Source organism: Streptomyces sp. NPDC111520 (genome assembly GCF_055635295.1).
In genome coordinates this window covers 24,606-37,295 of sequence record NZ_JBVKBW010000003.1, presented here as the reverse complement: position 1 = coordinate 37,295, position 12,690 = coordinate 24,606, and the positions used below count along the sequence as shown (strand labels likewise).

Below are 12,690 nucleotides of genomic sequence, written 5' to 3'. Positions count from 1 at the left end.
CACAGACCCTGATGGATCCGGACACCCCGTTCGCCGTTGTCGACGTGCACAAGATCCTGCGCAACATCGAGCGCCTGCGGGCCAGGGCCGGCCGGCTCGGGGTCACCCTGCGCCCGCACATGAAGACGGCCAAGAGCCTGGACGTCGCCGCGCTCCTGAACGACGGCGACGCGTGTCCCGTCACCGTCTCCACCCTCGCCGAGGCCGAGGCGTTCGCCGACGGCGGCTACACCGACATCACCTACGCCGTCGGCATCGATCCCCACAAGCTCCCCCGCGTCATCGCTCTCCTGCGCCGCGGCGTGACCGTGCGGGTCCTGCTGGACAGCATCGAGCAGGCCGCCTTCGTCGCAGAAGCCTCCGGCCGGGCCGGCCTGCCCATCCCGGCCCAGATCGAGATCGACTGCGACGGCCACCGCGGCGGCATCAAGCCCGACGACCCCGCCCTCACCGAGATCGGCCGCATGCTGCACGACGCGCGCTGCCTCGACGGCGTGCTCACCCACGCGGGCGAGTCGTACTACGCCTACAGCGCCGAAGAACAGCGCCTGGCTGCGCGGAACGAACGTGACGCCGCGGTTGCCGCAGCCGAAGGTCTCCGTGCGGCCGGTCTGCCCGTGGCCTGCGTCAGCGTCGGCTCCACCCCCACCGCGCACGCGGCCGAGGACCTCACCGGGGTCACCGAACTGCGGGCCGGCAACTACGTGTTCTTCGACCTGGTGATGGCCGGCCTCGACGTCTGCCAGGTGCAGGACCTCGCCCTGTCGGTGGTCGTCACCGTCATCGGCCACCGCCCCGAGTACGGGTGGATCGTCACCGACGGCGGCTGGATGGCCATGTCCCGCGACCGCGGCACCGCCGCCCAGGCCCAGGACCAGGGCTACGGTCTGGTCACCGACATGGCCGGCCACCTCATTCCGAACCTGGTCATGACGGCCGCGAGCCAGGAACACGGCACCCTCACCGCTCGCGACGGAACCGGCCTGCCCGACCTGCCGGTCGGCACCCGGCTGCGCATCCTGCCCAACCACGCCTGTGCCACCGCCGCCCAGCACCACGGCTACCACGTCGTCGACAGCGGCAAGGGCACGGAGCCCGCCCCCGTGATCCGCGCGCGCTGGCCCCGCATCACCGGCTGGTGACCTCCCCCGGGCGCCGTCATGTCTCCGGTGGAAGCCCACTGCGACCCGACCGGAAGTCGCGGGGGCTCATGCCGTACGCCGTCTTGAAGACGCGACTGAAGTGGGGTGCGCCGGCGAACCCCCACCGGTGGGCGATGGCCTCGATCGTCATGAACCGATGCACTGGCGACGCCAGTTCCCTCCTGCATTCTTCGAGGCGCTGGGTCCTGATCCATTCACCCAGGGTGATTCCCGCTCGGGACAGGGTCAGGTAGAGCCAGCGCACGGAAACGTCGTGCTCTGCCGCGATACGTTCGGCCGTCAGATCGGGGTCTGCCAAATGGAGGCGCACGTATTCCTGGACACGCTCAAGAAGAGTGCTGTTCAGCAGACTTCCGGTCAGGTCGTCCCCGTACAGGGCCATGGTGACCACGGCCCTGATCAGGTCGACACCGGGTTCCGTGATCAGGACGGTCTCGGCTTCACCGGCAGCGCCCCGATGGCGAGCCAGTCGGGTGAAGAACGCCGCTGTGGCGCCCACGGCCGGCCGCTCCGAACTGAGCGGACCAGCCGTGATCCGATCGAGCAGGGACGGCCGCAGCCCCAGGACGTGCGTGGGAACGCTCACCAGAACTCCACGTACTGGGCCGTGGAACAAGACCTCGTAGGGCTTCGCGTTGTCGAGCACCATGAGATCCCCGGCCCTTATCAGTCCGTGCCGGCCCGCCTGGTGGAACTGGGAGACCCCCGCTTCCCGGATGGAGACGAGGATCTGCGGCACCGTGTCCCCGTCCGCCGGGGCATCGGTGCGCCGGATGCGGGTCACGTTCCAGCCGATCTCCGAGACCTTCACCGAGCCGAGCGCGCTGGTGCTCGCGTGAGCCCGCTGGCGATTCGGGTCCGACGGAAGGTCCACCTCCGCGCGGCCGTTGACGACGAACCCCGAGAGTTCACGGATCGCATTCGCTCGATCGCCGGGAGCCAGCGACGCCACGTCAAGTCGATCTGCCATGCGGGCTTCCTCCTGAACCGGTCGCGGAGCCTGCATTGGGCGACGGATTCCCACCGTACTGCGGCAAATGATCCATTCTTGGTGGTTTTGCTGAACTTTGATCGGACTGGTCGAGGGGCCGCCTAGCCCTGCCCGAGGGTGGCGAGGTCGATCACGAAGCGGTAGCGCACGTCGCCGCGGCCCAGCCGGTCGATGGCGCCGTTGACCCCGTCCGCGGGCACGGTCTCGATGTCCGCGGCGATGCCGTGGCGCGCGCAGAAGTCCAGCATGTCCTGGCACTCGCGGAGGCTGCCGTTCTTCGTCGAGGTGATGATCCGGCGCTGTGCGCCGAGCAGCATGCCCTGGTAGGAGGCGGGCCCGGCGGTGACCCCGGCGTTGACGAGCACGCCGTCGAGGCGCAGGAGGCCGAGGTACGCGTCGGTGTCGATGCTGCCCGACACGGTGTTGACGATCAGGTCGAAGCCGCGCGCGTGGTCGCGGAACCAGGACGCGTCCTCGGTGGAGACGTAGTCGCGGGCGCCGAACCGAAGGCCGTCCTCGCGCTTGGACAGGCTCCGGCTGAGGACGGTGACCTCGGCGCCCATCGCGTGCGCGAGCTTCACGCCGATGTGGCCGAGCCCGCCCATGCCGACGACCGCGACCTTCCTGCCGGGCCCCGCGCCCCAGCGGCGCAGGGGCGCGTACATCGTCACCCCGGCGCACAGCAGCGGGGCGGCGACGTCCAGACCGAGGCCGTCGGGGACGCGGAGGGCGTAGTTCTCGTCCACGACGATCCTGCGGCTGTAGCCGCCGAAGGTGGGCCGCCCGTCGTGGTCGAGCGCGCCGTAGGTGAGCACCTCGCCCTCCAGGCAGTGCTGCTCATGGCCGGCGAGGCAGTTCTCGCAGGTGCGGCACGAGTCGACGTAGCAGCCGATGCCCACCCGGTCACCGACCGCGTGGCGGGTGACGCCGGGGCCGGCCGCGACGACGGTCCCGGTGATCTCGTGCCCGGGGACCATGGGGAACAGGCCCTCCATCCAGTGGTTGCGCAGGAGGGCGATGTCGGTGTGGCAGATGCCGGTGTAGGCGATGTCGACGACGACGTCGTGGGGGCCCGGGTCGCGGCGCTCGACGGTGGTGGGTTCCACGGGTGCGTCGGGACCGGCGGCGGCGAGGGCGGCAACGGCGAAGGGCATGCGTGTCTCCTGGTGGGTCGGGATCGGTCGGTGAGGACGTCCGGAGGGTCACCGCGAGGGACTTCCGGGAGGTCCTCCCCTTCGACTGCACCAGGCGCGGGGCCCCCGGCGAAGGGGCAGCGTGACCGTGCCGAGGGTGCTACTCGCAGAGCCACCTTCGTCGCCCCGCGGGCGCGCGCCTCGGCTATACCTGGGGTATGGACGCTGAGCGGGCCCTGCGGGACTTCCTCGTCACCCGGCGGGCGGCGATCGACCCCGGGCGGACGGGACTGCCCGTCGGCCTCGGCAGCCGACGGGTACCGGGACTCAGGCGGGAGGAGGTCGCGGCCCTCGCGGGTGTGAGCGTGGCCTACTACACCAAGCTGGAGCAGGGGCGGATCGGCCGGATCTCCGAGGAGGTCCTCGGCGCGGTCGAGAGGGCCCTGCAGCTCGACCCACTGGAGTGCGCGCACTTCCGCACGCTGGTACGGAACGCGGGGAGCCGGCCCACCCCCACCCCCGCGACGCCGCCCGCCGTGAAGGCCAGGCCCGGCGTCGTCGCCATGGTGCACGCCCTGGACCTGCCCGCCATGGTCCACGGACCTCGTCTGGAGGTGCTGGCGGTCAACCACGCCGCCAAGCTGCTCCTCGCCGACTTCGACGCCATGCCCGTCAAGGAGCGCAACCTCGCCCGCTGGACGTTCCTCGACCCCCGGGCCAGGGCCGTCTACGCCGACTGGAACACGATCGCGCCGCAGGTCGCGGCGGCGCTGCGGCGGGTGGCGGCGGACCGCGTCGCGGACCCGGTGCTGGAGCAGCTCGTGGGGGAGATCGCGGTCGCGTCCCCGGACTTCGCGCGGTACTGGGCGGAGTACCGGCTCTACGAGCACTCCTACGGGGTGAAGAGGTTCCGCAACGAGACGGTCGGCGAGCTGACCCTGCACTACGAGGCGATGGCGCTGCCCGGCGGCAAGGGCCAGAGCGTCGTCGTCTACAGGGCGGACCGCGGATCCCCGTCGGAGGAGAAGCTGCGCATCCTGGCCAGCTGGAACGCCCCCTCCACCGAGGGGGACGAGCAGCGGGCCCGGGGCATCCGCCCGTAGTCCGCCACGCCACGTGGGGCCGGAGTGAAAGGCGCATACTGGGACAGACCGAGGCCGTACGGCCGCGGCCTCCAGGATCGTCGTGGCGCCGGAGGTCGGCATGTTCAACACCCCCCTGTGCGAACTGCTCGGCATCGAGAGGCCGGTGGTCTGCGCTCCGTTCGGTCCCTGGGACGAGGTGGCCCTGGCGGCCGCCGTCTGCGAGGCGGGGGGACTCGGCAGCATGGGCACCGCGGCGCGGACCGTCCCCGGGCTCCGGGAGCAGTGGGCGAGGCTGCGTGAACTCACCGGCCGCCCCTTCGCGATCAACCACACCACGCGACCGTTCGACGAGGAGGCCTTCCAGGCCACGCTCGACGCGCGCCCCGCCGCCATCTCCTTCCACCTGGCCGTACCGGACGACCTGATCGCCCGGGCCCACGCCGCGGGCATCACGTGGATCCAGCAGGTGACCGACGCCCGCCAGGCGGCCCAGGCCCTCGAAGCGGGAGCCGACGTCGTCGTCGCGCAGGGCGGCGAAGCGGGCGGACACGGCGGCGACGTCAGCACGATGGTGCTGGTGCCGCAGGTCGTCGACATGGCGGGCGACACCCCGGTCGTCGCCGCGGGTGGCATCGCCGACGGGCGCGGCGTCGCGGCGGCCTTCGCCCTGGGCGCCCAGGGCGTGGCGATGGGCACGCGGTTCCTGGCGTCCACCGAGATGAACGTCTCCGACGAGTGGAAGCGGCGGATCGTCGACGCGGACTCGGGGGACGCCGTCAAGGCGCTCAACAGCGAACGGGTCCTGCCGCCCTACTCCCGGCCCGGCAGCACCGGCGTCCCGCGCGCACTGCGCACGGAACTCGTGGACACCCTCCGCGACCACCCCGAACGGGTCGACCCCGGCGAGACCGTACCGCGCCTGCTGGCGGCGATCCGCCGCGGACGCGGCGACGAATACCTGCCGTTCTCGGGCCAGTCGGCCGGACTCGTCCACGACATCCGCCCCGCCGGCGACATCCTGCGCGGCGTCCTGCGGGAGGCGGAAGCCGTCCTGGCCGCACTGACCGACGGAAAGCCCGTGCCCCGTCGGTAGGTTGGACGCATGACGAGCCACCATGGTGGACGGCCGTGGTGGTGTACCGGGGCGGCGCGTCATGGGGCGTTCGAGTCGGTGCTTGTCAGGGCGCCGAGTGCCGGCGCGGGTTGCCGTCCCGCGCGCCGCGTGGGTTCGTCGACGCACCGGATCCGCACGCGACTCGGCTGGGACGAACCGGCCTCCGAGGCCGCCGCGCACTGCGCCCTGCCGCCCGAGCGGATGCGCCGCGTCCTCGCCGACGCCGGCCTGTGAGCCGGGAGGCGGAGGCGGGGTTCAGCGGCTCCGGGTGCGCGGAGCGCCGTACTGCTCCTTGCGGACCTTCTCCGGCCAGGTGGTCGCCGGGCGGTCGTCGCCCGGGCAGGTGGGTGCCGGGGAGAAGCGCCCCGTGTTCGCGCGCATCCGCGAGGGCCCGGAGCCCGCGTGGACCACGTCGAACCACGTCCCCGGTGGACCGGTCGGCCGGGCCTCGGCCGGGCGCCACGGATTCAGCGCCGTCCAGGGTGGCGCCCCCCGGGGAGACCGTCCCGGGAGGGAGCGTCCCCGCCGGGCGGTGCCCGTGCCGGTGCCACACTGGATCCATGGCCCCGGACGCACGGCTCAACGAGTTGGGCGAGTTCCTCAAGGCACGCCGGGCCGAGCTCAGCCCCCGGACGGTGGGCCTGCCCGACGGCGAGGGGAACCGCCGGGTGAGCGGGCTGCGGCGGGAGGAGGTCGCCCGGCTCGCGGCGATCTCCACCGACTACTACACGCGCCTGGAGCAGGGCCGGATGCAGGCCTCCGCCCCGGTCCTGGTCGCCCTGTCCGAGGCCCTCCACCTCGACGAGGACCAGCGCGACTACCTCTTCGGCCTCGCCGGCAAGGAGACCGCGCGCCCCCGGCGCCACGCGCGCCAGAAGGTCCAGCCGCAGTTGCGTCGGCTCCTGGACGACCTCACCGCGGTCCCGGCGATGGTGCTCGGTCGGCGCATGGACGTCATCGGCTGGAACACCCTCGCGGCGGCGCTCATCACCGACTTCGGTAAGTTGCCGGAGGCGCGGCGCAACTACCCCCGGATCCTGTTCACGGACCCCGCCATGCGGACGCTGTACACCGGCTGGAGGACCATCGCCCGTTCTTGTGTGGCCCAGTTGCGCATGGAGGCGGCCCGGTATCCGGGCGATCCCGGGCTGACCGCGCTCGTCGGGGAACTGTCCGCGCGGGACGCGGACTTCCGTACGTGGTGGGCCGCCCACAACGTGGCCACGCTCACCGTCGGGACCAAGGTGCTCGACCACCCGGTGGCCGGCGAGCTGTCCCTGGACTGGGACACGCTGACCGCCACCACCGACCCCGACCAGAAGCTCGTGATCTGGACCGCCGAGGTCGGCTCGCCCACCCACGACGGGCTGCGCATCCTCGCCTCGTGGGCCGCCGACCGGGCGCTCTCCGCGACGCCCGCGGACTGACGGGCGGGAGCGGCCGCCTCAGGGCCGCCGGAGCAGTTCCCGGCGCGCGGCGCGCGCCGTCCAGTCCTGGGCGCGGTCGAAGGTCCAGCCGCGTTCGCCGACGAGGGTGATCCACGCGTGCGGGCCGAGGTGGAACCAGAGCAGGTCGGCGGCCTCGGCGCGGCTCAGCTCCGTACGGAGCGCATCGAGCGCCGCGAGGCGGTTCGCGACCCGGGTCAGGGCCTGGACGTAGTCGTCCGCCCCCTTGTCGAGCACCGCCTTGACGGCCGGTTCCCCCGGCGGGTCCCGGTAGAAGAGCCCGTACACCAGCTCCCAGTGGCGTTCGTGCGTGAGCCGGGTGCCCTCGGCGGTCAGCTCGACCACGGCGCGCGGGTCGTCGCTGGCGTCGACGGCGGTCAGGGAGTCGGCGATGGCGGGGTCGGTGAGGGCCGGTTCCAGCAGGGCGGTGAGGATCTTCGGCTTGTTGCCCACGCTGCTGTACACCGTCGGCACGGCGACCTTCGCCGCCTCCGCGATCTCCCCGATGGTCACCCCGGCGTAGCCCCGCGCCAGGAACAGCGCCTGCGCGCCGCCCAGGATCGCTTCGCGTGTGGCGGCCGCCGAGTGGGCGCGGAGGGGGGAGTGGTACTTCCGGCTCGTCACCGACGCAGCATACCCCTCCACCGTAAGTGATTATATTGACAATAATTTCCTCTAATGAATATGTTCCGCTCCATGAACCACTCCCCGCACGAGCCCATGGCCGTCATCGAGACCCGGCTCGCCCACGAGGTCCACCGCGTGGGCACCGCGCTGCTGGCGGAGGCGGCGCTCCGCCCCTCCGCACCCCTGGGCGCCCTGGCCCAGCTGAGGGACTTCCTCGTGGTGAACCTGCGCCACCACCACGAGACCGAGGACGAGGACCTGTGGCCGCGGATCGTCGCGACGGCGCCGGCCACCGCGGTCGCGCTGAAGGAACTCAGCGCGGAACACGACCAGCTCGACGAGGCCCTCGACCGGCTCGCGGCCGTCGCGCTCGGCGACGACGCGGACGGGGCCCGCACCGCCCTGCACGAGGCGGCCGTCGCCGTACGCGACACCGTGCACGCGCACCTGGCCCACGAGGAGCCCGTCCTCTTCCCCGCCCTGCGCGAGCACGTCACGCCCGAGTACTGGGCCGACTTCTCGCAGCGGGTGATCGCCACGACGCCGCCCGTGGCCGGCCACCTCATGATCGGCCTCCTCGACGAGGTGGGCACCCCCGAGGAGGTCGGGCTGATGCTCGCGGCCCTGCCGGAGCCGGTGCGGCCGCTGCTGCCCGCCATGCGCGCGCAGGCGGCGGACGACCTCCGGACCCTGCGCGGCGCAGAGGGCTGATCCCGCGGCGCGGCCCCGCTCCGAGGGCGGATTCGGCAAGCCGGAGCGGGGCCGCACTTCCAGGGTGCGCCCGGGGCGCGTCCGGCACACGCCGGGCGGGCAAGGGCGGGCGGACGGGGGGATAGCCGAAGGTATAGGTGCCCAGCACCTCCGCGACTTCCGTCGCCCACGGAACGCAGACTTTCTGCCGAAGCCCGGCCCCCGGCCCGCGCCATAGCTTCGGGGACATGAACCGAACCCCGCACCCGCACACCGCCCCCCTCATCCAGCGCGCCGCACCGGTGCTCGTCGGTCTCGCCGGCCTCGCGCTCCTGCTGCTGGGCGCCGTGCCCCTCACCGGACGCCTCCTGGCCCACCTGACGCTGTGGGGCGCCGCCCTGCCCGTCCCCGGACTGCCCCACCTGGTCCTCGTCGCCGTGGGCGGCGCGCTGCTCACCGTGCTCTGGCGCCTCCGTCACCGCACGGCCCCGGCCGCCCACGACCACTGACCGACGGAGCAGGACAGGAAGACCACACGGGCCACCACGTCATGACCGATTCCCCCAACCTCCCCGCCATCGAGACCGTCGGGCTGGGCCGGCGCTACCGCCGCGGGTGGGCGCTGCGCGACACCTCGTTCCGCCTGCCCGCCGGCCGCGTCTGCGCGCTCGTCGGCCCCAACGGCGCGGGCAAGACCACCCTGCTGTCCCTGGCCGCCGACCTGATCGCACCGACCACCGGCACCATCACGCTGTCCGGGCACCGTCCCGGCAGCGTCGAGGCCCGCCGGAGCACTGCGTTCCTGAGCCAGCAGAAGGCCCTCTACCCGCGGTTCCGCGTCGGCGAGATCCTGCGCATGGGCCGGGAGCTCAACCCCACCTGGCACCAGGAGACCGCCGAGTCCGTCATCGACGCCGGCGGGGTCCCCCTGGACGCCAGGATCGGCACCCTCTCCGGCGGCCAGGCCACCCGCGTCGCCTTCGCCCTCGCCCTGGGCAAGCGTCCCCGGCTGATGCTCCTGGACGAGCCGATGGCCGACCTCGACCCCCTGGTGCGCCACCAGATGACCGACATCCTGCGGGCCGAGGCCCGGCGGCACGGTTCGACGGTCGTGATGTCCTCGCACCTGGTCTCCGAGCTGGAGAGCGCCTGCGACTACCTCGTGCTCGTCAACAACGGCACCGTCCGGCTGGCGGGCGAAGTGGACCTCCTCCTCGCCGGGCACCGGCAGCTCACCGCGCGCCGGCGGCAGGAACTGGACCCGGACGCCCACCAGGTCATCGCCACCTCCGGCGGCCAGGACGCCGGCGACGGCGGCAGCACGCTCGTCCGGACGACCCGCGCGCCGGCGGCCGACGCCGGCCTGCGCACCCCCACCCTCGAGGAACTGGTGCTCGGTTACCTCCGGACGCCCGACGCGCCCGCCCTCCTCACCCCCAGCGCGCAGGTCGCCGACGGCATCGAGGTGGCCGCATGAGCACCGCAACCGCCCGCCCCCGCACCGTCGTTCGCCGCGGGCCGCGGCTGCGCGGACTGACCTGGCTGATCTGGCGGCAGAACCGCACCGCCTTCTGGACCGGACTGGCGGTCGCGGCGGCCGTCGCCGTCTACGCGGCCGTACAGCACCAGCACGCCGCCGCGGCCGTCACCGCGCAGCACCTCGAGGCCTGCCACGGCCACGAGTTCACGACCCCCTGCCTCGGCAGGCTGAACACCTTCGGCCAGCAGTACCAGTTCCCGATGCGGCGGCCGCTGCAGGCCATGCTGCTGCTGCCGTTCCTCTTCGGCCTCTTCCTCGGCGGGCCGCAGTTCGCGCAGGAGCTGGAGTCGGGGACGTACCGCACGGTGGCCACCCAGTCGGTGACCCGGACGCGCTGGTTCGCGGCGAAGCTGGGCGTGCCGCTCGCCATGACCGTCGTCGTCAGCGGTGTCATCGCCGCCGCGATGACGTGGTGGTGGCACCCCGTCGCCCAGACGATGGGGCCGATGTTCCCCTGGCACCAGTGGTACCCGTTCTACGGGGTGGGGCCCGTCGTGGTCGGCATGAGCGTCCTGCTCTACCTGCTGGGGGCGACCCTGGGGCTCGTCCTGCGCCGTACCGTCCTGGCCATGGCCGCCACACTCGTCGCCGGCGCGGGGCTGTTCGCCTTCGTCGAGGCGGTCCGGCCGTACCTGTGGCCCATCCGCACGGAGTACGCGCAGCACACCAACGAACCGCCGGTCCCCGGCAACGCCTGGCAGTTGGCGGACGGCCCCCTGGCCAAGGACGGGCACCGCGTGGCCGAGGCCTGGGACTGCTACGCGAGCAAGGACATCAAGGGGTGCTTCGCCTCCCGCGGCATCACCGGCCGCTGGGCGGAGTACCACCCGGCATCGGATCTGTGGCCGCTGCAGTGGACGGCGACGGGCCTGTGCCTGGCCCTGGGCGTCGTGCTCATCGCCCTGTCCCTGTGGTGGACCCGCAGGAACCCGGCCTGATCGCCGCGGCCGGTCCCCTTCGAAGGCCCCGCACGGGCCCAAAGGGGGACCGGCGCTCCCTGGATCGGTGCTGCCTTCATCGGCGCCGCGTCCGCGCCGAACCTGGTGGTGAGCGGTTCGGGGCCCGACCGGGCCCCGGCCGCGGACCGAGGAATCAGGAGAGCTGGACATGAGCGTGAACACGATCGCGGTGATCACCGGCGGCAACCGGGGGCTGGGCCGGGCCACCGCCCTCGCGCTGGGCGCCGCGGGGACGGACGTCGTCCTCACCTACCGCGGCAACGAGAAGGAGGCCGCGGAGGTGGTGGAGGAACTGACCGCGATGGGCCGCAAGGCGGCGGCGCTGCGGCTGGACACCACCGCCTTCGAGGACCTTCCCGCCTTCGCCCGGACCCTGGCCGGCACCCTGCGCGCCACGTGGGGACGCGAGACCTTCGACTTCCTCGTCAACAACGCGGGCTCCTCGGCGTTCTCCCCGCTGGGCGCCACCGGGGCGGAGACCTTCGACGTGATGGTCGACGTGCACTTCAAGGGGGTGTTCTTCCTCACCCAGGAACTGCTCCCGCTGCTCGCGGACGGCGGCCGGATCGTGAACACCTCGACCGCGCTGACCCGCTTCGTGGGAGAGGGCTGGTCGGTGTACGCGGCGGTCAAGTCGGCCGTCGAGACGTACACGCGGTACCTGGCCAAGGAGCTGGGCCCGCGGCGTATCAGCGTCAACGCGGTCGCACCGGGGCCGGTCGCGACCGACTTCGCGGGCGGCGCGATCCGTGACGACGAGGAACTGCGCGCCGTGATGGCCTCCCGGGCGGCGCTCGGCCGCGTGGCGGAGCCGGAGGACATCGGGCCGGTGGTCGCCGCGCTGCTGGCACCGGGCACCGGCTGGATCACCGGCCAGCGCGTCGAGGCCTCCGGCGGCACGCTGCTCTGACCCCCGCGGGGCCCGGCCGTCCCGCTTCCGGCCGTCCCCGGCCGGGCCCCCGCCGGAAGCCCACCGAGCCCGGGCCCCCGCCGCCCGCCGCCGGCCGGGCGTACCCTTCGGACCGAGCGGCCGGGTGCCCCCGGCCGCTCCAACGCGACGAGGACAGATCCCCCATGGACCGAGCACAACTGGCGGACTTCCTGCACACCCGGCGGGAGGCGCTCCAGCCGGAGGACGTAGGCCTGCCGCGCGGCCCCCGCCGGCGCACCCGCGGCCTGCGCAGGGAGGAGGCCGCCGCGTTGTGCGGCATGTCCACGGACTACTACGCCCGGCTGGAGCAGCGGCGCGGCCCGCAGCCGTCCGAGCCGATGCTCGCGGCCATCGCCCGGGGGCTGCGGCTGTCCCTGGACGAACGCGACCACCTGTTCCGGCTGGCCGGGCACAACACCCCCAGCCGGGTCCCGGGCGCCGACCACGTGAGCCCGGGCATGCTGCGCATCCTGGACCGGCTGGCCGACACCCCGGCCCAGGTGACCACCGCGCTGGGCGAGACCCTGCTGCAGACGCGGCTGTCCGTCGCGCTGATCGGCGACGAGACGCGCTTCACCGGACCGGCCCGCAGCATGGTCTACCGCTGGTTCACCGACCCGGCCGCCCGGGTGGCCTACCACGAGGACGACCGCCCGGGGCTGGCCCGCCGGTTCGTCGCCGACCTGCGTGCCGTCTACTCCCGGCTCGGCGCGGACTCCCGCGCCGGGGCCCTCGTCGAGGACCTGCTCGCGCGGAGCCCGGAGTTCCAGGCGCTGTGGCAGGCGCACGAGATCGGTGTGCGCTGCGGCGAGGTCAAGCGGATCGTCCACCCCGAACTGGGCCTGCTGGAGCTGCAGTGCGAGGTGCTGTACGACGCCGACCAGGCCCAGTCCCTGCTCGTCTACACCGCCACCCCGGGCTCGGAGAGCCACGAGAAGCTGCGGCTCCTCCCCGTCGTCGGCGACCGCCCGCCGGGGATCTGAGCGGGGGCCGGTCGGGCCCGGTGCGGACG

Annotated in this window: 14 protein-coding genes; 11 read left to right on the top strand and 3 right to left on the bottom strand. The window is 73.2% G+C overall.

Annotated features, from left to right (window positions below; all coding sequences use genetic code 11):
• Window positions 1–11: 11 nt before the first annotated feature.
• Entirely contained in the window at window positions 12–1,142 is a 1,131-nt protein-coding gene (locus ACZ7MY_RS07595; RefSeq protein WP_499600921.1) for a DSD1 family PLP-dependent enzyme, read from the top strand.
• A gap of 16 nt (window positions 1,143–1,158) precedes the next feature.
• Here the strand turns inward: ACZ7MY_RS07595 and ACZ7MY_RS07590 are convergent, their stop codons facing one another.
• Together ACZ7MY_RS07590 and ACZ7MY_RS07585 are read right to left on the bottom strand one after the other, a co-directional pair.
• Entirely contained in the window at window positions 1,159–2,133 is a 975-nt protein-coding gene (locus ACZ7MY_RS07590; protein ID WP_499600335.1) for a helix-turn-helix domain-containing protein, read from the bottom strand.
• A 122-nt stretch (window positions 2,134–2,255) separates the two neighbouring features.
• Window positions 2,256–3,308 (bottom strand): NAD(P)-dependent alcohol dehydrogenase, encoded by a 1,053-nt coding sequence (locus ACZ7MY_RS07585; protein WP_499600333.1) that lies wholly within the window; start codon window positions 3,306–3,308, stop codon window positions 2,256–2,258.
• Window positions 3,309–3,505: 197 nt separating this feature from the next.
• On the opposite strand from ACZ7MY_RS07585, the gene ACZ7MY_RS07580 reads away from it, so the two are divergent.
• From ACZ7MY_RS07580 to ACZ7MY_RS07565, 4 genes are all read left to right on the top strand, one after another.
• Window positions 3,506–4,390, top strand: coding sequence for a helix-turn-helix domain-containing protein (locus tag ACZ7MY_RS07580; RefSeq protein ID WP_499600332.1), 885 nt, complete (start codon window positions 3,506–3,508; stop codon window positions 4,388–4,390).
• Window positions 4,391–4,490: 100 nt separating this feature from the next.
• The gene (locus ACZ7MY_RS07575) at window positions 4,491–5,465 is read left to right on the top strand and encodes an NAD(P)H-dependent flavin oxidoreductase (RefSeq protein WP_499600331.1); all 975 of its coding nucleotides are present in this window, start codon (window positions 4,491–4,493) and stop codon (window positions 5,463–5,465) included.
• A gap of 129 nt (window positions 5,466–5,594) precedes the next feature.
• Window positions 5,595–5,720, top strand: coding sequence for a hypothetical protein (locus tag ACZ7MY_RS07570; protein WP_499600330.1), 126 nt, complete (start codon window positions 5,595–5,597; stop codon window positions 5,718–5,720).
• 326 nt (window positions 5,721–6,046) lie between these two features.
• Entirely contained in the window at window positions 6,047–6,913 is an 867-nt protein-coding gene (locus ACZ7MY_RS07565; RefSeq protein ID WP_499600329.1) for a helix-turn-helix domain-containing protein, read from the top strand.
• 18 nt (window positions 6,914–6,931) lie between these two features.
• On the opposite strand, the gene ACZ7MY_RS07560 is transcribed toward ACZ7MY_RS07565, so the two are convergent.
• Window positions 6,932–7,555 carry a TetR/AcrR family transcriptional regulator gene (locus tag ACZ7MY_RS07560; protein ID WP_499600328.1) on the bottom strand — a complete coding sequence of 208 codons (624 nt, stop codon included), beginning with the start codon at window positions 7,553–7,555 and terminating at the stop codon, window positions 6,932–6,934.
• A gap of 72 nt (window positions 7,556–7,627) precedes the next feature.
• On the opposite strand from ACZ7MY_RS07560, the gene ACZ7MY_RS07555 reads away from it, so the two are divergent.
• From ACZ7MY_RS07555 to ACZ7MY_RS07530, 6 genes are all read left to right on the top strand, one after another.
• Window positions 7,628–8,269, top strand: a complete 642-nt coding sequence (locus tag ACZ7MY_RS07555) for a hemerythrin domain-containing protein (RefSeq protein WP_499600327.1) — start codon at window positions 7,628–7,630, stop codon at window positions 8,267–8,269.
• A 227-nt stretch (window positions 8,270–8,496) separates the two neighbouring features.
• Window positions 8,497–8,757, top strand: coding sequence for a hypothetical protein (locus ACZ7MY_RS07550; RefSeq protein WP_499600326.1), 261 nt, complete (start codon window positions 8,497–8,499; stop codon window positions 8,755–8,757).
• 41 nt (window positions 8,758–8,798) lie between these two features.
• Window positions 8,799–9,725 (top strand): ABC transporter ATP-binding protein, encoded by a 927-nt coding sequence (locus ACZ7MY_RS07545; RefSeq protein ID WP_499600325.1) that lies wholly within the window; start codon window positions 8,799–8,801, stop codon window positions 9,723–9,725.
• Window positions 9,722–10,726 (top strand): ABC-2 membrane transporter-related protein, encoded by a 1,005-nt coding sequence (locus ACZ7MY_RS07540; RefSeq protein ID WP_499600324.1) that lies wholly within the window; start codon window positions 9,722–9,724, stop codon window positions 10,724–10,726. The genes ACZ7MY_RS07545 and ACZ7MY_RS07540 overlap by 4 nt, the downstream gene beginning before the upstream one ends.
• 175 nt (window positions 10,727–10,901) lie before the next feature.
• The gene (locus ACZ7MY_RS07535) at window positions 10,902–11,657 is read left to right on the top strand and encodes an SDR family NAD(P)-dependent oxidoreductase (protein WP_499600920.1); all 756 of its coding nucleotides are present in this window, start codon (window positions 10,902–10,904) and stop codon (window positions 11,655–11,657) included.
• A gap of 164 nt (window positions 11,658–11,821) precedes the next feature.
• Window positions 11,822–12,661: a helix-turn-helix transcriptional regulator gene (locus ACZ7MY_RS07530; RefSeq protein WP_499600323.1), complete on the top strand. Its 840-nt coding sequence runs from the start codon at window positions 11,822–11,824 to the stop codon at window positions 12,659–12,661.
• Window positions 12,662–12,690: the final 29 nt, after the last annotated feature.